This is a genomic window from Streptomyces angustmyceticus (assembly GCF_040701845.1).
GTDB classification, from domain to species: Bacteria; Actinomycetota; Actinomycetes; order Streptomycetales; family Streptomycetaceae; genus Streptomyces; species Streptomyces angustmyceticus_A.
Map to the genome: position 1 here is coordinate 340,046 of NZ_JBFBHQ010000007.1, position 20,980 is coordinate 361,025.

The 20,980-nt window shown below is 75.0% G+C and carries 16 protein-coding genes; 11 read left to right on the forward strand and 5 right to left on the reverse strand.

All coding sequences use genetic code 11. The annotated features are described in order from the left end of the window. Nucleotides 1–26: 26 nt before the first annotated feature. Nucleotides 27–764, forward strand: a complete 738-nt coding sequence (locus AB0411_RS19390) for a ferritin-like fold-containing protein (RefSeq protein ID WP_366418501.1) — start codon at nt 27–29, stop codon at nt 762–764. A gap of 24 nt (nt 765–788) precedes the next feature. Here AB0411_RS19390 and AB0411_RS19395 read toward each other — a convergent pair whose 3' ends face one another. The 4 genes from AB0411_RS19395 to AB0411_RS19410 form a co-directional block, all read right to left on the reverse strand. Continuing rightward, a complete protein-coding gene (locus AB0411_RS19395) occupies nt 789–1,079 on the reverse strand; it encodes a hypothetical protein (protein ID WP_086716596.1) in 291 nt (96 codons plus the stop codon). A gap of 337 nt (nt 1,080–1,416) precedes the next feature. Beyond that, nucleotides 1,417–1,644, reverse strand: coding sequence for a DUF3107 domain-containing protein (locus AB0411_RS19400; protein WP_086716597.1), 228 nt, complete (start codon nt 1,642–1,644; stop codon nt 1,417–1,419). Nucleotides 1,645–1,783: 139 nt separating this feature from the next. Continuing rightward, on the reverse strand, nt 1,784–2,425 hold the full coding sequence (locus tag AB0411_RS19405) for a TetR/AcrR family transcriptional regulator (RefSeq protein WP_359010597.1): 642 nt from the start codon (nt 2,423–2,425) through the stop codon (nt 1,784–1,786). Nucleotides 2,426–2,573: 148 nt separating this feature from the next. Further along, a complete protein-coding gene (locus AB0411_RS19410) occupies nt 2,574–2,792 on the reverse strand; it encodes a hypothetical protein (protein ID WP_366418502.1) in 219 nt (72 codons plus the stop codon). Nucleotides 2,793–2,961: 169 nt separating this feature from the next. Here AB0411_RS19410 and AB0411_RS19415 point away from each other — a divergent pair, with 169 nt between their 5' ends. The 8 genes from AB0411_RS19415 (at nt 2,962) to moeZ (ending at nt 12,679) form a co-directional block, all read left to right on the forward strand. Next, a complete protein-coding gene (locus tag AB0411_RS19415) occupies nt 2,962–3,990 on the forward strand; it encodes an alpha/beta fold hydrolase (RefSeq protein ID WP_366418503.1) in 1,029 nt (342 codons plus the stop codon). Between the two features lie 8 nt (nt 3,991–3,998). Beyond that, nucleotides 3,999–5,420, forward strand: a complete 1,422-nt coding sequence (locus tag AB0411_RS19420) for a DUF3152 domain-containing protein (protein WP_366418504.1) — start codon at nt 3,999–4,001, stop codon at nt 5,418–5,420. A 261-nt stretch (nt 5,421–5,681) separates the two neighbouring features. Then, nucleotides 5,682–7,622, forward strand: a complete 1,941-nt coding sequence (locus tag AB0411_RS19425; RefSeq protein WP_366418505.1) for a DUF3492 domain-containing protein — start codon at nt 5,682–5,684, stop codon at nt 7,620–7,622. Next, entirely contained in the window at nt 7,616–7,858 is a 243-nt protein-coding gene (locus AB0411_RS19430; RefSeq protein WP_366418506.1) for a hypothetical protein, read from the forward strand. The genes AB0411_RS19425 and AB0411_RS19430 overlap by 7 nt, the downstream gene beginning before the upstream one ends. Then, a complete protein-coding gene (locus AB0411_RS19435; RefSeq protein WP_366418507.1) occupies nt 7,855–9,384 on the forward strand; it encodes a hypothetical protein in 1,530 nt (509 codons plus the stop codon). The genes AB0411_RS19430 and AB0411_RS19435 overlap by 4 nt, the downstream gene beginning before the upstream one ends. 253 nt (nt 9,385–9,637) lie before the next feature. Then, nucleotides 9,638–10,594 (forward strand): NAD-dependent epimerase/dehydratase family protein, encoded by a 957-nt coding sequence (locus tag AB0411_RS19440; protein WP_366418508.1) that lies wholly within the window; start codon nt 9,638–9,640, stop codon nt 10,592–10,594. After that, the gene (locus tag AB0411_RS19445) at nt 10,582–11,403 is read left to right on the forward strand and encodes a spherulation-specific family 4 protein (RefSeq protein WP_366418509.1); all 822 of its coding nucleotides are present in this window, start codon (nt 10,582–10,584) and stop codon (nt 11,401–11,403) included. The genes AB0411_RS19440 and AB0411_RS19445 overlap by 13 nt, the downstream gene beginning before the upstream one ends. Nucleotides 11,404–11,500: 97 nt before the next feature. Continuing rightward, nucleotides 11,501–12,679 (forward strand): adenylyltransferase/sulfurtransferase MoeZ, encoded by a 1,179-nt coding sequence (gene moeZ, locus AB0411_RS19450; RefSeq protein WP_086719485.1) that lies wholly within the window; start codon nt 11,501–11,503, stop codon nt 12,677–12,679. Between the two features lie 130 nt (nt 12,680–12,809). Here moeZ and AB0411_RS19455 read toward each other — a convergent pair whose 3' ends face one another. After that, a complete protein-coding gene (locus AB0411_RS19455; protein WP_403147087.1) occupies nt 12,810–15,854 on the reverse strand; it encodes a lysylphosphatidylglycerol synthase domain-containing protein in 3,045 nt (1,014 codons plus the stop codon). A gap of 186 nt (nt 15,855–16,040) precedes the next feature. Between AB0411_RS19455 and AB0411_RS19460 the strand changes: the two genes are divergently transcribed. After that, nucleotides 16,041–16,499, forward strand: a complete 459-nt coding sequence (locus AB0411_RS19460; protein WP_366418510.1) for an MGMT family protein — start codon at nt 16,041–16,043, stop codon at nt 16,497–16,499. Between the two features lie 316 nt (nt 16,500–16,815). Continuing rightward, nucleotides 16,816–20,490 carry an ATP-dependent helicase gene (locus AB0411_RS19465; protein ID WP_437042587.1) on the forward strand — a complete coding sequence of 1,225 codons (3,675 nt, stop codon included), beginning with the start codon at nt 16,816–16,818 and terminating at the stop codon, nt 20,488–20,490. The last annotated feature ends 490 nt before the right edge of the window (nt 20,491–20,980 follow it).

Here is a 20,980-nt window from a genome sequence, read left to right on the forward strand (position 1 = left end):
CGGCCGAGCGGGCTATTGTGCCGGTCATGGGAACGCCTGACAACGCCGCCGCCGACGCGCACACACCGACCGGGATCGCCGCCCAGGACTGGGCGCAGGCATCCGCCGACCCGCAGTACCGAGCCGCCGTGATCGACCTGCTCGGCGCGCTCGCCTACGGCGAGCTGTCCGCCTTCGAGCGCCTGGCCGAGGACGCCAAGCTCGCGCCGACGATGGACGACAAGGCCGAGCTGGCCAAGATGGCCTCGGCCGAGTTCCACCACTTCGAGCGGCTGCGGGCGCGGCTCGCACAGATCGAGGCGGAGCCGAACGAGGCGATGGAGCCGTTCGCCGCCGCCCTGGACGAGTTCCACCGCCAGACCGCGCCGTCGGACTGGCTGGAGGGCCTGGTCAAGGCCTATGTCGGCGACTCGATCGCCAGTGACTTCTACCGCGAGGTCGCGGCCCGGCTGGACACCGACACCCGCGGTCTGGTGCTGGCCGTGCTCGACGACACCGGGCACGCCACGTTCGCCGTGGAGAAGGTCCGCGCGGCCATCGAGGCCGAGCCGCGGGTCGGCGGGCGCCTCGCGCTGTGGGCGCGCCGGCTGATGGGCGAGGCGCTCTCGCAGGCGCAGCGGGTCGTCGCGGACCGTGACGCGCTCTCCACGATGCTGGTCGGCGGCGTGGCCGACGGCTTCGACCTGGCCGAGGTGGGCCGGATGTTCTCCCGGATCACCGAGGCGCACACCAAGCGGATGGCGGCGCTGGGCCTCGCGGCCTGACCCGCGACGGGCGCGCCGGGCGGTTCAGGCCGTCCGGTGCCCCTTCAAAGGCGCGGCCGGCCGCCGAAAACGCCGGCGCGGCGGGCGCGCCACGACCGACAGCAGCGCCGCCCCCACGGCGACCGCGGCTACCAGCGCCTGAACGGGGTGGCCCGGGCCGAGGATCGAGCGGGTCAGCAGTGCGCCGAGCAGCGCCGCGACCGGGCCGGTGGCCAGCGTGAGACTGCGTGCGGGGAAACGGTCGGGCAGCCAGCGCGTGGCGGACAGGGCGATGGCGAGGCCGATGAGCACGGCGCCGAGCGCTTCCCAGATCATGCTTTTCCCTCCCGCGTGACGATGCCGATCAGCTGAACAAATCGGTCACAGGCGGTCGTACCCAGGGGGCACCGGCAGCAACCCTCCCTGCGGCGATGCCCTGCCTGATCAGCTCAGCCGGACCGCCTCGAACGGCCTGATCTGCGCAAAAGCGGCGGCCGGGCCCCGGGTCGGGGCGACGGCACCATGGTGGGCCGACGTGCGCAAGCAGCGGGAGACAGCCGGGGAAACTCCGGGAGAACGCGGGGGAAAACGCAGAAAAGGGCGGCGGCCCGGAGTCAGATCTCCGGGCCGCCGCCCTTGTCGCCTCCGGGCGCCGCGCCGGGCGCCCGCTGCGTCAGAGCGCGCCGAACCCGACCTTGCGGGCGGTCGGCTCGCCGATCTCCACATAGGCCAGCCGGTCCGCCGGGACCAGAACCTTGCGACCGTGGTCGTCCACCAGGCTCAGCAGCTGAGACTTGCCGGCCAGCGCGTCGGACACCGCGCTCTCGACCTCTTCGGCGGACTGCCCGCTCTCCAGAACGATCTCGCGGGGTGCGTGCTGCACGCCGATCTTGACCTCCACGGCTTATGTCCCTCCGACGGTCCGGGTCCCCCAGCGTCGGCTGGGGGAGGATGCGCGGCGATCCGCGCCGTACGCAGCACACATTAGCCCGGTCCGGGGATGCGCAGGACGCCCTGGAGCACGCCCGCAGCGAACACGGTCAGTGCGTGTCGCTGCCGTGCAGCGGGAAGCCCGCGATGCCCTTCCACGCGAGCGAGGTCAGCAGCTGCACCGCGGTGTCGCGCGGCACCTTGCTCTCCGAGGACAGCCAGTACCGCGCCACCACCTGGGAGACGCCGCCCAGGCCCACGGCGAGCAGCATCGACTCGTCCCGCGACAGGCCGGTGTCCTCGGCGATCACCGCGCTTATGGCCTCGGCGCACTCCAGCGAGACCTTGTCGACGCGCTCGCGCACCGCCGGCTCGTTGGTGAGATCCGACTCGAACACCAGGCGGAACGCGCCGCCCGGGTCCTCGACGTACGCGAAGTAGGCGTCCATCGTCGCCGCGACCCGCTGCTTGTTGTCGGTCGTCGACGCCAGCGCCGAGCGCACCGAGTGCAGCAGGGCCTCGCAGTGCTGGTCCAGCAGGGCGAGGTAGAGGTCCAGCTTGCCCGGGAAGTGCTGGTAGAGCACGGGCTTGCTGACGCCCGCCCGCTCGGCGATGTCGTCCATCGCGGCCGCGTGGTAGCCCTGTGCGACGAAGACCTCCTGGGCGGCGCCCAGAAGCTGATTGCGCCGGGCCCGTCGTGGCAGGCGTGTGCCCCGCGGGCGCGCCGCCTCGGTCTGCTCGATGGCGCTCACGCTGCCTCCCAGAAGTTGTTTCGTACGCGGTCCGTACAAGGTGGTGCACCGCGCCCGCCATCGTACTTTTGGGTAACCCGGCTGTGCGCGGTCGAGGCCGAGAATTTCTGACCGGTCCCCCACCCGGAAGCCGACATAACGCCCCAGGTCATCGGTATTCGTCTTCGTTGAGTTCGACGACACGGGCCTGTTCGGCGAGATCCGCCTCGTTCGCCTCGTCCGGATCGTGGTCACTCAGCGGCTCGTCGCGCCGCGGAGCGAGGTCGGTGTACTGCTCGGCGGCGTCCGCTTCCGGGGCCTCGACGTCGATCGGGGCGGCGTCGCTCTCGTCCGCGAAGGTCTCCGGGTCTGTCGGGTCGACGCGCATGGTGGCTCCCTTTCCCGCGTGCTCGTTCGTCGGCTGGTGCCTGGCATGAAAGCAGGGGCCGGGGCGGCTGCCCTCGCCTACGAGCGTAGGAGAGCGGCCGCGGCAGCGCGATGCGGTGTGTGACCGCGGACACACGATCGGGGGCGTGATCGTCTCGTAACATCGTTCCATGTCTTCGACCGAGTCGCCGGACACCGCGACCGCCGCCCTCCCGGTGCCGCCGGCCGGCTCCGGCCGGCGCGGCGGGGAGGAGACGGTGCGCACCGTGACCCTGCCGGGCCTGACGCTGACCGTACGGGCACCGGCCGGACGGCCGGCGCGCGGCGGCGACGGGCCGGACGCCGGCGGCGACGGCGGGGCGGGCCGCGAGCCCGCGCTCTACGTCCACGGCCTCGGCGGCTCCTCGCAGAACTGGTCGGACCTGATGCCGCTGCTCGCCGACCGGGTGGACGGCGAGGCGATCGACCTGCCCGGCTTCGGGCACTCGCCGCCGCCCGCCGACGGCAACTACTCCGTCTCCGCGCAGGCCCGCGCGGTCATCCGCCACCTCGACGCGGCCGGGCGCGGCCCCGTCCACCTCATCGGCAACTCCATGGGCGGTGCCGCCTCGACCCGGGTGGCGGCGGTGCGCCCCGACCTCGTCCGCACCCTGACGCTGGTCTCCCCGGCGCTGCCCGAGCTGCGGCCGCAGCTGACCGCGGTGCCCACGGCGCTGCTCGCCGTCCCCGGCATCGCCGGGCTCTTCGGCCGGCTCACCCATGACTGGACGCCCGAGCGCCGCGCCCGCGAGGTGCTGGCGCTCTGTTACGGCGACCCCGGCCGGGTCAGCCCGGAGGGGTTCAACGCCGCGGCCGACGAATACGCGCGACGCCTGGAACTCCCGTACTTCTGGGAGGTCATGGAGCGCTCGGCGCGCGGCCTGGTGAACGCCTACACGCTCGGCGGCCAGCATAATTTGTGGCGTCAGGCAGAGAGAGTGCTCGCTCCCACCCTTCTCGTCTACGGTGGACGCGACCGCCTGGTCTCCTACCGGATGGCGCGGCGGGCAGCCGCGGCGTTCCGCGGTTCGCGACTGCTGACGCTGCCGGAGGCGGGTCATGTGGCGATGATGGAGTACCCGGAGACAGTGGCGCGGGCCGTCCGCGACCTGCTCGACAGTGATGTGACCGATGTGACCGCTGATGCGGGCAGGAGCTGACACGCCCCGTGGGACGCCATAGCCGCCGAGGCCGGCCCGAGACCGCCGCCGAGAGCCCGGAGACGGCCGGTCCGTCCGGCAACAGCCCTTCGGGGGGCGATGCCCCCGGCCCGGGCCCCGGACGCCGCAGACGCGAGCCGTTCGAGGGCGATGCGGTGCGCGGCGGACACCCCGAACAGCACGAGCCGGGAGGCGGCTGGGGCGCGATCCCCGCGACGCCGGCCGCCGGCCGGGGCGCGCCGAGGATCCCGCGCCCGCGCGCGGAGATGCCCGGCGAGGCACCGCCCCTCGCCCCGCCCGGCAGCGGGCCGGGCCCCCGGCGCGACTATGTGGCCGCCTTCGACGCCGGGGCGTTCCCGGACGGCCGGGGCGCCGACGGCGATGCCGACGACGATGTGTTCCGGGCCGGTGCGCCCCGTACCGCTGCCCCGGCGGCCGGTCCGTACGCGCCGGGCGCCGGTGCTTCGCCCGCGGGCGGACGCTTCACCGGGCGGCCGGCGGTCCTCGACCGCGACGAGGCCGACGGGCCGGAGGGGCCTGCCGGGTTCGGCGCCGACGCCGGCGCGGCGGACCTCGATCCGGACGGCGACCCCGCCGTGGAAGAGGCGCGGCACGGCCTCAAGAAGGGCGGCATGGGCCGGACGTTCACCGGTGCGGCGGCCGCGGCGGTGACCACCGTCCTCGCCGTCGTCATCGCGGGCCAGGTCGCCGAGCAGCACAAGGACGGCGGCGACCCGCAGCCCCGCAGCGGCAACGACCGTACCGACGGGGCGGGCGACGAGGCCTCCCGGTCGCGCGCCAGGCCCACCCAGGACGCCAAGCCCGCCAGTTACGACGAGCAGATGACGCAGGTCTTCCCGCTGGACGCGCATCTGACGGCCAGCGGGAAGTTCCAGCCGACCGGCGGCGACGCCAAGGCGCCTGGGCACGGCAAGGTGGTGCGCTACCGCGTCGACATCGAGGAGGGACTCCCGCTGGACGGCAAGCTGTTCGCCGAAGCGGTGCACAAGACCCTCAACGACGACCGCAGTTGGGCGCACGGCGGAGCGCGGACCTTCCAGCGCGTGGGGTCCGGCGACGCCGACTTCGTGATCACGCTGGCGAGCCCGGGGACCACGGCGACGTGGTGCGCCAAGTCCGGTCTCGACACCAGCGAGGACAACGTGTCCTGTGACTCGGCGGCGACCGACCGGGTGATGATCAACGCCTACCGCTGGGCACAGGGCGCCCGGACCTACGGTCACGACAAGATGCACGCCTACCGGCAGATGCTGATCAACCACGAGGTCGGCCACCGCCTCGGGCACAACCACGAGATCTGCTCGCGGCAGGGCGCCCTGGCCCCGGTGATGATGCAGCAGACCAAGTTCCTGACGACGGACGGCGTGACCTGCCGGCCCAACTCCTGGCCGTTCCCCACCCAGCGCTGACCGGCCGGGCGCCGTCGCCCGGAGGCGGCGCCCCCTCCGCGGGCCCCGCCCCGCAGCGGTCGCTACGGACGGTGTCGCGGCGGGCACATAGCGCGCCGAAACGCCCCCGGGGGCGGAAAGTTACGTGTGTTCACCCCTTCCGGTGGCGCGATGGACAACCGTCCATCGCGCCACCGGTCGTTTGCATAGCTTCTTCCCGCAGGTGGCGGCCGTGTCGCTGGCACACCAGGGACGCCGATATGGGAGGACGGTGGTGCACTCGTGCGGATTGGACTGCTCACCGAAGGTGGTTATCCGTATGCGCCCGGTGAGGCGCATACGTGGTGCGACCGGCTCGTGCGCGGGCTCGCCGGCCATGACTTCGAGGTCTACGCCCTGAGCGCCGAGCCCCGCCCGGAAGCGCTCCACCGGCCCGAACTCCCGCGCCACGTACGGACGGTGCACATCGCGTCCCTGGGGAGCGACGCTCCCGGCGGGCGCCGCCGGACCGGTGAACCGCGCCGGGGCCGCACCCCCGGGCGCCGTGAACGCCGCCGCTTCGCCGAGAGCTTCGGCGCGCTCGTGGCGGCCTTCGCCACGGTGCCCGCGGGAGGCGGGCCGGCCGGGGGCGCATGCCAGGGGGGCGCGCCGGCCGACGCCCCCTCGGCCGTCCCGTGCGGCGCCCCGGAGCACTCGCCGACCAGCAAGGCGGACCGTTTCGCCAGTGGTCTGTACGGGCTCGCCGAACTCGCCCGGGAGCACCGGGGCCTGCCCGCACTGCTGCGCTCCGAGGACGCCGTACGCCTCCTGGAGGCCGCCTGCCACGGCCCCCACGCGCTGCCCGCCGCCCACGGCGCACAGGTCGGCGATCTGCTGGCCGTCACCGCCGGACTCGCCCGCGCGCTGCGGCCGCTGTCCCTGGACTGGTACGGCGACGGAGCGGCCCCCGGGCTCGCCGGGGTGGACCTGTGCCATGCCACCTCCGGCGGCGCGGCCGCCCTCCCCGGGCTGCTGGCCCGGCACTACTTCGGCACCCCGCTCCTGGTCACCGAGTACGGCGTACGGCTGCGCGAGCACTATCTCGCGCGCGCCGCCTCGCCGTTGCGTGCGCCGGTGCGCGCCCTGCTCGCGGCCTTCCAGGGTGCCCTGGCCGCCGAGACCTACGCGCAGGCCGCCCTGATCACCCCCGGCAACACCCACGCCCGGCGCTGGCAGGAGCGCTGCGGCGCCGACCGTGCCCGGCTGCGCACGGTCTACCCCGGCATGGACGCCGCCCCCTTCGCGTCCGTCGCGGACGCCGCGGCGGACGACTCCAAGACGCTGGTGTGGGTCGGCAGCATCGAGCCGGCAAAGGACCTCATCGCGCTGCTGCACGCCTTCGCCGAGGTCCGCCGGGCCGAGCCGGCGGCCACCCTGCGGATCATCGGCGGCCCCGGCCGCGACCCGCAGGCGCCCGGCTACCTCGCGCACTGCCGGGCGCTGGCCGCCCAGCTCTTCCCCGACGAGGCGGCCGACGTCCGCACCGTCGGCGAGAGCCCGGTCAGCTTCGAGGAGATCGGCGGCCCCGAGGTGCCCGCCCTGGAGGACGCCTACGCCTCCGGTGCCGTGGTGGTGCTCTCCAGCGTCATCGAGGGCTTTCCGCGCTCCCTTGTGGAGGCGATGTTCTGCGGCCGCGCCACGGTGTCGACCGATGCCGGCGCGGTCTGCGAGGTCATCGGCGGCACCGGCCTGGTCGTCCCGCCGCGCAACCCCCGTGCCCTCGCCGAGGCCTGCACCGCGCTGCTCGGCGACCCGGACCGCAGGGCCAGGCTGGGCGCGGCGGCCCGGGCGCGGGCGCTGGAACTGTTCACCGTCGAGCAGAACGTCGCGGCATTTCGTGGCATCTACCTGGAGCTGATCTCCCACGCCCCGGCCCGGCCGGCCGGCCGCCGCGGGCGCGGGGGAGTACCGCAGCCCTTCGCCCGCCCCGCCGAGTCCCATGTCCCCGGCCGCTGGGCCGCGACCGGCGCCGCCGCGCGGGCCGCCGCGTCCGCCGGCCGGACGCCGAGCTGGGCGGTTCCCGCGGTCCCCGCACAAGAGCGGAGCGCCGACCCGCCGGTGCCGGCCGGCGGCTGCGCGGAGAGCGGGGCGGCCGCTGTTCGAGGGGTGAGACGGCCGGTGAGACGGGGCGGGGCGGGCGAGCCGACGGGCGTGACCGGAGCGAAGGAGGCAGGGCAGTGGTGACGGCTGTGCTGGACGTGATGTGTGCGATGGGGCTGGTGGGCGTGGCACTGGTGACGGGCATGACGGATGTGGCGCACGGCGGGAGCCGGAACGGCACCCGGCGCGCGGGCCGTCCGGCCTACGCCGAGCACCCCGCCCCCGGCGGCCCCGGTCGCCCGGCCCGGCGGCGCCTGCCGCACCCCCGCCCCGACCGGGGCGGCTGCGCGGCGGCACGGGGGAGAGGGGACGGGCGGTGACCACACCCGACACCGGCGCCACCCGCGCCGCAGCCGCGGGAGAAGACCACCCCGCGGCCCGTACCGGGGGACCGCCCCAGGAGGCTGCCGCCCGCTTCGCGCCACGCCCCGACGAGGCCACCGCCCGTACCGCGGCGCCGCCCGGGGTGTCCGCCGCCCGCCTCGCGCCCCTGCCCGAGGAAGCCGTCACCTCTACCGCGCCGCAGGCCGAGGGGGCCGCTGCCCGCTTCGTGCCGCCACCCGAGGGGCCCGCCGCCCGTACCGCGCCCCCGCCCGGGGACGCCGTCACCCGCATCGCCCCACGCCCCGACGAGGCCACCGCCCGCCTCGCGACCCCTCCCAAGGAAGCCGCCGCCCGCCCCGGGCGCCGTGGTCCCGCCGACCCCGTGCGGTCGCTGATGCACCGCCATCAGGAGCTGTGCGCCCGTGCCGTCGACGCGCTGGAGATCGCCGCCGGCCTGGAGGCGCACGGCGTCACCGACCGCACGGCCGCGCGCTTCCGGCACCGCGACGTCTTCTCGCTGGCCGAGGAGCTCTACGCCCGGGTGCCCCGCGCCGACCCGGAGAGCGCCGATCCCGAGAGCGCCGGCCCGGAGCGCGCCGGGCACCACGGGCCGGGGCACCCGCCCGCCCCAGCCCCCGCCCGCGGCGCCGGCGGTGTGCGCGGGGTGCTGCAGCTGCTGCCCGGCGCCGTCTGCGCCGCGGCGCTCGCCGCCCTCGCCTCGGCCGAGGCCGCACCTCCCGGCGTACGCGCCGCGGTCGGCGCCGCGGGCGGGGTGCTGCTCGTCCTCGCCGTCCGGCTGGCCGTCCGGTCCGGGCCGCTGCGGCTGCGCCACCGGGGCGCCGGACCGTGGACCGCGGGACTGTGGGTCTGCTGGACGGCCGGGTACGCGGTGTACGGCGACTGGCTGCTCGAAGAGCTGCTGGCCGGCGGTCCCGACCTGCCGTACGCCGCTCCGCACGCGGCCGTCGCCACCGCCGTGGCCCTCGCCTTCGCCCTCGCCCCCGCGGCCGGCTGCGCCCGCTGGTTCGCGGCCCGCGGGCGGCGCGGCCTGGCCGCCAGCCGCGGCCTCGGAGAACTCGCCGCCCGCATCCGGCCGTTGCTGCTCGCCACCACCCTGCTCTTCCTGGCCGCGCTGACGGCGCTGCTCCTCGGCGCGGACGCGGCCTTCGGGGGCGACGGCAGGACGGCGCAGGCCGCCGCGGCCGCCCTCGGAGTGCTGCTCTTCCTCGCCCGGCTGCTGGCCGTGCACGGCTTTCCCGAGGCGGCCGCGACGGGCGTGGCCGCGGCCGCCGCCCTCGAAGCCCTCGCCCTGTCCCTCGTACTGATCGCCCGGCTCCCCGGCCTGCCTGGGCTGGACGTCCCGGTCGAGGCGCTCACCACCGCCGTGGGACCGGCCGCCGTACCCGCCGTGGCCTGCACGGTCGCGGCCGCCGGCCTCCTCGTGTACGGCCTGCGGGCGCTCACCGGCGCCTGCGCGCACCGGCCGGCCCCCTCCGGCCCCGCGGAGGCGCAGCGGCCGTGACCGTCCGGACGATTCCCGGCCCCCGACTCCCCGTCTCCCCACACGGGCACCCCCACCACGCACCACCCCCGGAGCGGCACCCCGAAACGGCCGCCCCGGCCCCCGCCCCGCGGACCTCACCCCCCACGTGGCCCCCGCCCCCGGGGCGGACGCCGACTCCGCGGAAGCCGACACACTTCCCTCGATCCGCCTTAGGAGCACGACATATGAACGTCCAGCCGACCACACGCCACGCGGACCGGGGGGTCGCACGATGAGGGTGCTGCTCATCGGTGCCAACGGCTATCTGGGCCGTTATGTCGCCGACCGCCTGCTCGCCGACCCCGCCGTCCAGCTCACCGCCCTCGGGCGGGGCGACGACGCCGACGTCCGCTTCGACCTCGCCACCGGCAGCCCCGGGGCGCTCACCCGCTTCCTCGACGCGGTGCACCCCGGAGTCGTCGTCAACTGCGCGGGTGCCACCCGTGGCGGCGCCCGCGACCTGACCCGGCACAACACCGTCGCGGTCGCCACCATCTGCGAATCGCTGCGCCGCAGCAGCTGCGGCGCCCGCCTCGTCCACCTGGGCTGCGCCTCCGAGTACGGGCCCTCCCAGCCCGGATCCTCCACCGCCGAGGACGCGGTGCCGCGCCCCGGCGGGCCGTACGGCGTCAGCAAACTCGCCGCCACCGAACTGGTCCTGGGCTCCGGGCTGGACGCCGTCGTGCTGCGGATCTTCTCGCCGGTCGGCCCCGGCACCCCGGCGGGCTCGCCGCTCGGCCGGCTCGCCGAGGCGATGCGCCGGGCGATGCAGTCCGGCGACAACGAGCTCAAGCTCGGCGGGCTCGGCGTCCAGCGGGACTTCGTCGACGTCCGCGATGTCGCGCGGGCGGTGCACGCCGCCTCGCTGTCCGCCGCGCAGGGCGTCGTCAACATCGGGACCGGCCGGGCCGTACGGCTGCGCGAGGCCGCGTCCGTGCTCGCCCGGGTCGCCGGCTTCGGCGGCGCGCTCCACGAACTCGACTCGCCGCCCGCCCGGCTGGTCATCCCCGGCCCGTCCCCCGAGCACCCGACGGGCTCGCCGCCGGTCACCTACCCGTATCCGGACGGCTGCGGCACCTGGCAGCAGGCGGATGTCCGCACCGCCCGCGACCGGCTCGGCTGGCGCCCGCGGATCGGGCTGGAGGAGTCCCTGGCCGACATCTGGATGGAGGCCGCATGTCGCATCTGACCAGCACTGCCGGCACCGCCCCGGCCCCCAGCGGGGCGACGCCGGTCGGGATCGGGGTGCCGGGCTTCGCCCACCCCCTGCTGGCACCGGCCGAATGGGCCGAACTGCTGCGCTGCGCCGACGGGTGCGTGCTGCCGCGGGAGCCGGAGCGCGGCGACGGCCGGGTCCCGCCGCGGGCGGGGCCGCTGCACTGGGCGGTCCTCGACGTGTCCAACGGCCCCGGCTCCCGCCCCGACCCGCACTGCCTGCCGGCCGCCGCCCGGCTGCGGGAGACCGGTGTCCGCCTGTTGGGACACCTGGACACCGGGCGCGGGACGCGGCCCTTCGGCGAGCTGCTCTCCGACGCCCGCCGCTACCTGGAGTGGTACGAGCCCGACGGCTTCTGGCTGGACCGCGCTCCCACCGACCGGGCGCAGCTGCCCGCGATGCGGCGGCTGACCGACGCCCTGCGCGCGCTGTGCGGCGGCCCCCTCGTCCTCGGGCACGGCAGCCACCCCCACCCCGGCTACGCCGAGACCGCCGACCAGCTCGTCACCTTCGCCGGCTCCTGGGCCGACTACCGCTGGTCACAGGTGGCCGAGTGGACCGCCGACCACCCTCCGGAGCGGTTCTGTCACCTCGTCCACAGCGTGCCGCGCACCCACCTCGACGAGGCGCTGCGGATCGCCCGCTGGCAGGGCGCGGGCACCGTGTACGTCACCGACCGCCGTGCCGCGGCGGCGGCGGGTGTGCCCGACGGCGCCTGGGAGGCGCTGCCCGGCTACTGGGACGAACTCGTCTCGCGCATCGGAACAGGTGTCTCGGAATGAAGAAGGGCGTGGCAGTGTTACGGGGAGAGCAAGCTCCCCCACTCTCGGCTCCGCTCGGGCGGGGGGAACCCCACCACGACCGATCAACGGAGTCCCCGTGTCGCTGCCACCCCTGGTCGAGCCCGCTTCGGAGCTCACCGTCGATGAGGTCCGCAGGTACTCCCGCCACCTGATCATCCCCGACGTCGGGATGGACGGGCAGAAGCGGCTGAAGAACGCCAAGGTGCTGTGCGTCGGCGCCGGTGGCCTGGGCTCGCCCGCCCTGATGTATCTGGCCGCGGCCGGCGTCGGCACGCTCGGCATCGTGGAGTTCGACGAGGTCGACGAGTCGAACCTGCAGCGCCAGATCATCCACAGCCAGGCGGACATCGGCCGCTCCAAGGCGGAGTCCGCGAAGGACACCGTCCTGGGCATCAACCCGTACGTCACGGTCAACCTGCACCAAGAGCGCCTCGACTCCACCAACGTCATGGAGCTCTTCGCCCAGTACGACCTGATCGTCGACGGCACCGACAACTTCGCCACCCGCTACCTGGTCAACGACGCCTGCGTGCTGCTGAACAAGCCGTACGTCTGGGGCTCGATCTACCGCTTCGACGGCCAGGCGTCGGTGTTCTGGTCCGAGCACGGCCCCTGCTACCGCTGCCTGTACCCGGAGCCCCCGCCGCCCGGCATGGTGCCCTCCTGCGCCGAGGGCGGCGTCCTCGGCGTGCTGTGCGCCTCCATCGGCTCCATCCAGGTCAACGAGGCCATCAAGCTGCTCGCCGGCATCGGCGACCCGCTCGTCGGCCGCCTGATGATCTACGACGCGCTGGAGATGACCTACCGCCAGGTCAAGGTCCGCAAGGACCCCGACTGCGCCATCTGCGGCGAGAACCCGACCGTCACCGAGCTCATCGACTACGAGGCCTTCTGCGGCGTCGTGTCCGAGGAGGCCCAGGAGGCGGCGGCCGGCTCCACGATCACTCCCCAGCAGCTCAAGGAGTGGATCGACGGCGACGAGAAGATCGAGATCATCGACGTCCGCGAGCCGAACGAGTTCGAGATCGTCTCCATCCCCGGCGCCCGGCTGATCCCGAAGAACGAGTTCCTGATGGGCAGCGCCCTCCAGGACCTCCCCCAGGACAAGAAGATCGTCCTGCACTGCAAGACGGGCGTCCGCTCCGCCGAGGTGCTGGCCGTACTGAAGTCCGCGGGCTTCGCCGACGCCGTGCACGTCGGCGGCGGCGTCATCGGCTGGGTCAACACCGTCGAGCCGGAGAAGCCGGTCTACTAGAGGCCACGGCCCCGCCGGGCCCCCTCCAGGGGCCGGTGGGGCCGGCGCGAAGGCGCCGGTCCGTACCGCAACGGACCGGCGCCTTTCGCATGCCGTGCGGCGCCCGGCAGCCGCGCTCGGCGGCCTCCGCTCAGATCTCGCCCTTGCGGGTGAGGTAGGTGAAGGCCAGCCAACCCGGCAGCACCGGCAGCCAGAAGACCATCAGCCGGAACAGCAGCACCGCGGGGAAGGCCGTGTCGCCGGCGAGCCCGGCGACCGTCAGCGCACCGATCAGCGCGCCCTCGACGGCGCCCACACCGCCCGGCGTCGGCGCGGCCGAGCCCAGCGCGTTACCGGCGAGGAAGGCCACCGCGATGCTCGCGTAGCTGATCGTGTCGCCGCCGCCGAACGCCCGGATCGAGGCGTCCAGGCACATCACGTTCGCCGCCGTCAGCAGCAGCATCCCGCCGATGCCGGTGACCAGCTTCCCGGGCCGCTGCAGGATGTCCAGCATCCGCGGGACGACCCCCGCGAACAGCGACCGCACCCGGGTGGAGACGAACTTCCGCAGCGCCGGCACCGCCGTGACGATCAGCACCAGCACGGCCACCGTCAGCAGGCCGGCGATGACCGTACGGGACGGCGAGATCGACGGGGTCTGCTCCTGGGTGCCGGTCAGATAGCCGAAGACCAGCAGCAGCAGCACATGGCTGCCCAGGCCGAACAGCTGGGACGCGCCGACGCTGGCCACCGCCAGCCCGGGCCGGACCCCGGCCCGCTGCAGGAAGCGGGTGTTGAGCGCCACACCGCCGATCGCCGCGGGCGCCACCAGCTTCACGAAGTTGCCCGCGATCTGCGCGATGACCGTCCGGACGAACGACACCCGCTCGGTGACGAACCCCAACAGGCTCATCGCCGCCGCGATGTACGTCAGCGCCGAGAAGAACATCGCCACCAGCACCCACTCCCACCGGGCCTTGTCGACCATGTCGCCCAGGTTGAAGTTGGTGAGCTGGGACAGCAGCAGGTACACCGCGAAGGCACCGGCGATCCAGCTGATCAGGATCCGCGGACTGAGCCGCTCCAGCTTGGCGGGTTCGATCACCGCCGTCGGACGGATCAGCAGCACCTGCCGGCGGATCTGGGCGAGCAGATCCTCCTCGCGGGCCTCCTCCGACGCCTCGTCCAGAGCCCGCTTCTCGGCGTTCTTCTCCGCGTGCCGCTCGGCCCGGATCGTCTTGCGGTCCTTGGGGCCCGCCGCCTCGCGCTCCTCCCGCGCCTCCTTGGCGGCCTGCGAGGCCGCCAGCACCGCCTCCCGCTCCCGCTTGGAGCGCTCGCGGGCCAGCTGGCGCAGCGTCGCGCGGGTGGTGCGGCTCAGCGCGATCGGCTGCAGCAGCGGCAGGCTGTCGGCGACCGCGTCCGGGCCGAGCACCTCGACCGCCGCGGCCACCGCCCGCTCGGCACCGACCCGCAGACCGCAGGTGGCCAGCAGCTGGGCGATGTCCATCCGCAGCACGAGATCACCGGCCGCGATCTCGCCGCCGCGCAGCTCGGTCAGGACGATATTGCCGGAACGATCCATCAGCAGCGCGTCACCGACCAGCCGCCGGTGCGCGATCCGCCGGGACTGCAACGCCTCGACCTGCCGCCAGGCGCTGTGCATCAGCGCGTCGGTGATCTCCTCGTCGGCCAGCGAGTCGAAGGTGCGGCCGCCGATGTGCTCGTAGACCAGCATCACCGCGTCCGGGCCGAGCTCGGAGGTGGCGATCAGCTTGGGGGCGTGGGCGCCGGCCGCGATGGCCGCGTACGCCAGCAGCGCCTCCTGCTCCAGCGCCTGGCGCAGCGACTGCAGGCTGCGGCGCTGGTTGATGCCGCGCAGCGAGAGCCTGCGCCACACCCGGTAGAAGAAGCCGTGCGCCTGCTGCTCGCGGTCCACGACGGTGACGTCGATCGGCGGACCGTCCTCCAGGGTGACGAGGTAGCGGCGGCCCCGGTCGGGGTGCTCGGTGTGCTCCGTGGGGGTGGCGTCCTCCGCCCGCAGCGCGGACACCGGATGGAAGCCGACCCGGCGCAGCCCCGCGAGGAGGTTCTGGCCGGTGGGGCGGACATTGGGGGAGCCGACGGCGTAGAGGGTGCCGTAGGCGACGGTCCAGCCGATCAGCACGGTCGTGATGATCGCGAACGGTGTGGTGTAGCGCCCCACCAGCACCGCGAAGGCGTCCAGCAGCAGCACGCACCACATCGCGACCCGCCAGCGCGGCCGCCGGGACATGCCCACCGCCGTCATATAGGCGATCACCGGCGCGAGGTAGCTGTGCACCGGAGCGGAGAGCGAGCCGTTTTCGAGGGGCTGGGTCAGCGCGTCCCGGATGGAGACGGGCGCGGAGTCGGCCACCCACAGGTCGGCGGCCAGCGACACCCCGTGGGCGAGGACGGCGGCCAGCACCCCGTCCGCGATCCGCAGCCCGTCGCGCTTGATCAGCCGCTCGACGGCGAACGCCACCGGCACGATCAGCACCGCGACGCTGGAGGTGAGCCCCGCCAGGTTGATCAGCAGCGGCGGCGCCGCCTTCGCGCCGGTCCCGATGTCCCGCGCCAGGCCCTGGGTGGTGCCGTGGGCGAACGTGGCGAGTCCGAGGACGAGGGCGATCCCCGCGATGCCGAGCAGCAGCCGCAGCAGGTCGGCGGGGCGGTGCACCCGGGCGGGCAGCAGCGGCTCGTCACCGGAGACCCGGTCGACGTGGAACTCGCCGTACTCGCCGGAGCCCAGGTCGGAACGGTGCGAGCCCGTGTGGGGCCGCCCCCGGGGCGCGCCGGACGCCGGCTCCTCGCGCTCGTCGCGCGCGGCCGGCCCGTCCTGCCCCTCCTCGGGCTCCTTGCTGTTCCGCTCGTCGCCGTTCGGCTCCTCCTCGTGCCGCTCGGTTGGCTCGGGCTCCTTGGGTCCTTCCGGCCTCTCGGACGCCCCGGGTCGTTCGGCCTTCTCGATCGTGCTCGCCTTTTCGGTAGCGGAGGCCGTGTCCGGCCTCCGTTGGTGCTTCCCCTGTGGTGCCGCCTGCCGCCGCTGCGGCCGCTCGGTCCGTGCGGCCGGTCCGTGTGCCGGGCCGGCGGCGTCGACGGCCAGCGCTTCAGGGGCGCCCGCCTCCCGTGGAGGCGCCGCACCCTGCTGCTCGGCCGTCTCTTCTTGATCTCGTATCACCAGTCACCGTCCGGAAGATGGTGGCACGGCCGACCGGTGGAGGGGGGCATCAGGGTGCATTTCGGGGGCGCGGGAAGCGGAACGCCCTCCCCGCACGGGGCCGTCGGCGCCTTGCCACCGACCTCCCGGAGGCGCGGGACCGTGTGTCCGCTCCCATTGTCGGTGCCGTGCGGCAGGATGGACCGAATGAGTGGGACCGGAGATGAGACATCGGGTGAATTCCCCGCGAACCCGGAAGACCCGGAAGGTCCGGGAGGCGCGGAAGATCCGGAATACCCGGAGTACGCGGAACGCGTCCTGGCCGTCGCCGAGCTGATCCCGGCGGGCCGGGTGATGACGTACGGGGACGTCGCGGAGTGGCTCAAGGACGAGGAGCAGCCCGAAGGGCTTCCGGCGCAGGGCGGTGGCGGGCAACGGGTGGGCGGGCCGCGGCAGGTCGGGCGGGTCATGGCGCTCTACGGCGCCGCCGTGCCCTGGTGGCGCGTGGTCCGCGCGGACGGCCGGCTGCTGCCCGGCAGCGAACTGCGCGCCCTGGCGCACTACCGCGACGAGGGCACCCCCCTGCGCACCGCCCCGCACGTCGCCGACGACCACATACCGCGGCTCGACATGCGGCGGGCCCGCTGGGACGGGCGCCAGGACTAGGGGCTCCCGTCCGGGGCCTGCCCGGGCCGTGTGCCCGAGCCGTCGGTTCGGGCCGACCCGGACGGCCGCCCTCCGGGCCGGCGGCACCGAGCGGCGGACCGTGGGGCCGGACGCACGGCGAGCCGTGGGGCCGGGCGCCCGGCGGGCCGTGGGACGCGCTGCGGCACGGGCACCACCTGGCGTAGCGTCGGGCCCTGCCGTCACGACGACGGCCCCGCCGCGCACCGCACGGCCGGACCACTCCCGGCCGGCGGACCACGGCGCCGCGCACCACCTCCGCACCACGACCAGCACCTCCTCAGGACCGGCGATCCACGTGAGTTCCTCCTTCTCGGCCTCCCCGGCCGTCCCGACGGCGCAGCCCCACCGGGCGGCGCCGCGGGGTGCCGCGGGCACGTACCGGCTGGTGCGCACCCCGCCGGGGCGGGCGACTCCTCCTGCGTTGGACGCAGCGCAGCGCGCCGTGGTTGACCACCGGCACGGCCCCCTGCTGGTGCTGGCCGGGCCGGGCACCGGCAAGACCACGACACTGGTGGAGTCGGTCGCCCGCCGGGTGCGGGCCGGCACCGACCCCGAGCGGATCCTCGTCCTCACCTTCAGCCGCAAGGCCGCCGTCGAACTCCGCGACCGGCTCGCGGCCCGGCTGACCGACCTGGAAAAACAGCCCGGCGGACCGACCGCCACCGGGGACGGACCACGATCCGGCATCCCGCAGGCGACGACCTTCCACTCCTTCTGCTACGCCCTGGTCCGCGCCCACCAGGACGCCGACCTCTTCGCCGACCCCCTACGGCTGCTGTCCGGACCCGAACAGGACCTCGTCGTCCGCGAGCTCCTCGAAGGGCAGGCGGAACTGGCCGGCGCCGGCCGTGCCCGGGTGAGCTGGCCCGACGAACTGCGGGCCTGCCTGACCACCCGCGGCTTCGCCGACGAGGTCCGCGCGGTGCTCGCCCGCAGCCGCGAACTGGGCCTGGGCCCGGACGCCCTCGGCGCCTTCGCCCGCCGCACCGGGCGCCCCGACTGGAGCGCCGCGGCCGCCTTCCTCGCCGAATACCTCGACGTCCTGGACGCCCAGGGGGTACTGGACTACGCCGAGCTGGTGCACCGCGCGGTGCTGCTCGCCGAGGACACCGACGTCGCGGCGCAGCTGGCCACCGCCTATGACGCGGTCTACGTCGACGAGTACCAGGACACCGACGCCGCCCAGGTACGGCTGCTGCGCGCGCTCGCCGGCAACCACGGAGCGACGGGCCGGCCGGGCGCCCCGGGACGCACGCTCATCGCCTTCGGCGACCCCGACCAGTCGATCTACGCCTTCCGGGGCGCCGACGTCAACGGCATCCTCGACTTCCCCGAGACCTTCCGCCGCGGTGACGGCACCCCCGCCCCCGTGGCCGTGCTCGGCACCTCCCGGCGCTCCGGCGCCGCCCTGCTCGCCGCCACCCGGCTGCTGACCCACCGGATGCCGCTCACCCGCCTGCCCGCCCAGAAGGTCCGCGCCCACCGCGAACCGGTGCCCGTACGGGACGGCGGCCGCGTCGAGGTGTACACGTACCCGACACCCGGCACCGAGCTCGACAACATCGCCGACATCCTGCGCCGCGCCCACCTCGAAGACGGCGTGCCCTGGCACGAGATGGCCGTCCTCGTCCGTGCGGGCGGGCGCTCGCTCCCCGCGGTACGCCGCGCCCTGACCTCCGCCGGCGTACCGCTCGACATCGACGGCGACGACCTGCCCCTGCGCCACGAACCCGCGGTCGCCCCGCTGCTGACGGCACTGCGGGTGGCGGCACGGGCCGCGCTGGAACGGCCGGATGCCGGCGGGGCCGGGCCGGGGGAGGGGGAATCCGGTGCCGGTGGGGGCGCTGTGGGTGATGCTGCGTCCGTTGTTGATGCTCCGCCCGCCGGGCCCGTCCCCGAGGACGCCTCGCCCGGCGAGGGTGCCTCTGGTGATGCCTTGTCCGGCTCGGCTGCCCCCGGTGACGCCCTGCCCGTCGGACCCGCCCCCGGGGATGCTCCGTCCGTCGAGCCCGTCCCCGGTGACGCCCCGTCCGCGGCGGCCGCCCCCGGTAGCGCCGCCCGCCCCGTGCTCGATGCCGAGACCGCGCTGGACCTGCTGACCTCCCCGCTGGGCGGCATGGACGCCGCCGACCTGAGACGGCTGGGCCGGGCCCTGCGCGAGGAGGAGCGCGCCGCCGGGCAGGCGCTGCCGCGGCCCTCCGACGAGCTGATCGCCCAAGCGCTCGCCGAACCCCAGCGCCTGGTGGCCCACGACCCCGCCTACGCGCGCGGCGCCCAGCGGCTCGGCCTGCTGCTGCGCAAGGCCCGCGAACTCCTCGCCGGCGGCGGCACCGCGGAGCAGGCCCTGTGGGAGCTGTGGGACGGCACCCCCTGGCCGCAGCGTCTGGAGCGGGCCGCCCACCGCGGCGGTGCCGCCGGGCGCAACGCCGACCGGGACCTGGACGCCGTCGTCGCGCTGTTCGAGACCGCGGCCCGCGCCGAGGAGCGCACCGGCGGCCGCGGCGCGCTCAACTTCCTGGAGGAACTCGACGCCCAGGACATCGCCGCCGACACCCTCACCCGGCGCGCCGTGCGCCCCGACGCCGTACGGCTGATGACCGCGCACCGCGCCAAGGGCCTGGAATGGCGGCTCGTCGTCGTCGCCGGGGTCCAGGAGGGGCTCTGGCCCGACCTGCGCCGCCGCGGCTCGCTGCTGGAAGCCGACCGGATCGGCCGCGACGGCCTGGCCGAGCCGCTCACCCCGGGCGCCCTGCTCGCCGAGGAACGCCGGCTGTTCTACGTCGCCGCCACCCGGGCCCGCGACCGGCTGGTCGTCACCGCCGTGAAGGCCGCGGCCGACGACGGCGACCAGCCCTCCCGTTTCCTGACCGAACTGGGCGTCGCCCCCCAGGACGTCACCGGCCGCCCGCGCCGGCCCCTCTCGGTGGCCGCGCTCGTCGCCGAGCTGCGCGCCACCACCGTGGACCCGGCCGCCACCCCGGCGCTGCGCGAGGCCGCCGCCCAGCGGCTCGCGAAACTCGCCGCCCTGCACGACGACGACCAGCACCCCCTCGTACCGGCCGCGCACCCCGACAACTGGTGGGGCCTGTACGAACCCACCCACAGCACCGTCCCGCTCCGCGACCGGGACCGTCCCGTCGTCCTCTCCGGCAGCGCCCTCGACCAGCTCGCCAACACCTGCTCCCTCCAGTGGTTCCTGGGCCGCGAGGTCAAGGCGGACACCCCCGCCACCGCCGCCCAGGGCTTCGGCAACGTCGTCCACGTGCTCGCCGACGAGGTCGCCTCCGGCCGCACCCCCGCCGACCTGACCGTCCTGATGGAGCGCCTCGACTCCGTATGGGACGCCCTCGCCTTCGACGCCCCCTGGAAGTCACGCCAGGAAAAGGAATCCGCGCGCGCCGCCCTGGAGCGCTTCCTGCGCTGGCACGTCATGGAACGCGAGACCCGCGGCCGGGACACCGTCGCCACCGAGCACGGCTTCGACCTCACCCTCCGGGCCGGTGCCCACGAGGTCCGCATCCGCGGCAGCATGGACCACGTCTCCAAGGACGCGCAGGGCCGCGCGTACGTCGTCGACTTCAAGACCGGCAAGCAGAAGCCGACCGGCCCCGAGGTCGCCCGCCACCCCCAGCTCGCCGTCTACCAGCTCGCGGTCCGCGAGGGCGCCGTCGACGACGCCTTCGACGGCCGCACACCGGCCCCGGGCGGCGCCGAACTCGTGCACCTGCGGCTGGGCGCCGCCCAGAAGGAGGGCGGCGACGCGCTGCCCGCCGTACAGGCGCAGCAGCCGCTGGAGGCGGGAGGCCCCCCGGAGGAGCCGGGGGGAGAGTGGGTCGGCGAACTGCTCGCCACCGCCGCGGGCCGCGTACTGGAGGAGCGGTTCACACCGACCACCGGCACGCACTGCACCCACTGCACGTTCCGGGCGTCGTGCAGCGCCCAGCCGGAGGGGCGGCACGTCGTGGAGTGAGGTTCCGTTGCGCTTGGGTGGGCCTCCCACGTTTTTGTCTTTTCCGCCGTGGGGGTTGCTCGCCGGTTTTCGCCCGCTGCGCGGTGCGCTCGCCGTTGCGCCTGGCCGGTCCGCTGCGCTTTGCTTGCCGCCCACGTTTTTGGCTGTCTCGCCGTTTCGCCTGCGGCGGGCGGTGCCGCTGCGCGGGGCGTTCGGGTGCCGGTGACGGGCCTGCGCGGGTGGGTGTCCGGACTGCTTCGCTTTACGTCCGGACACCCACCCGCTCCGGCCCGTCCCCTCCCGTTGGGGGGTGGGGAGAAGGCCGGTGGGGGTGCACGTGGCTGGTCCGGTGCGCCTCGCGGTCACACGAAAACGGGTCACCCCGTGACGACAAGGTGGGGGTGGGCCACGACTACGGCCCGCCCCCACCCACGTTCACTCAACTCCCCCACGGGAGGGGACGGGCCGGAGGGGCCGGTGTGTGGGACGTAAAGCGAAGCAGTCCCACACA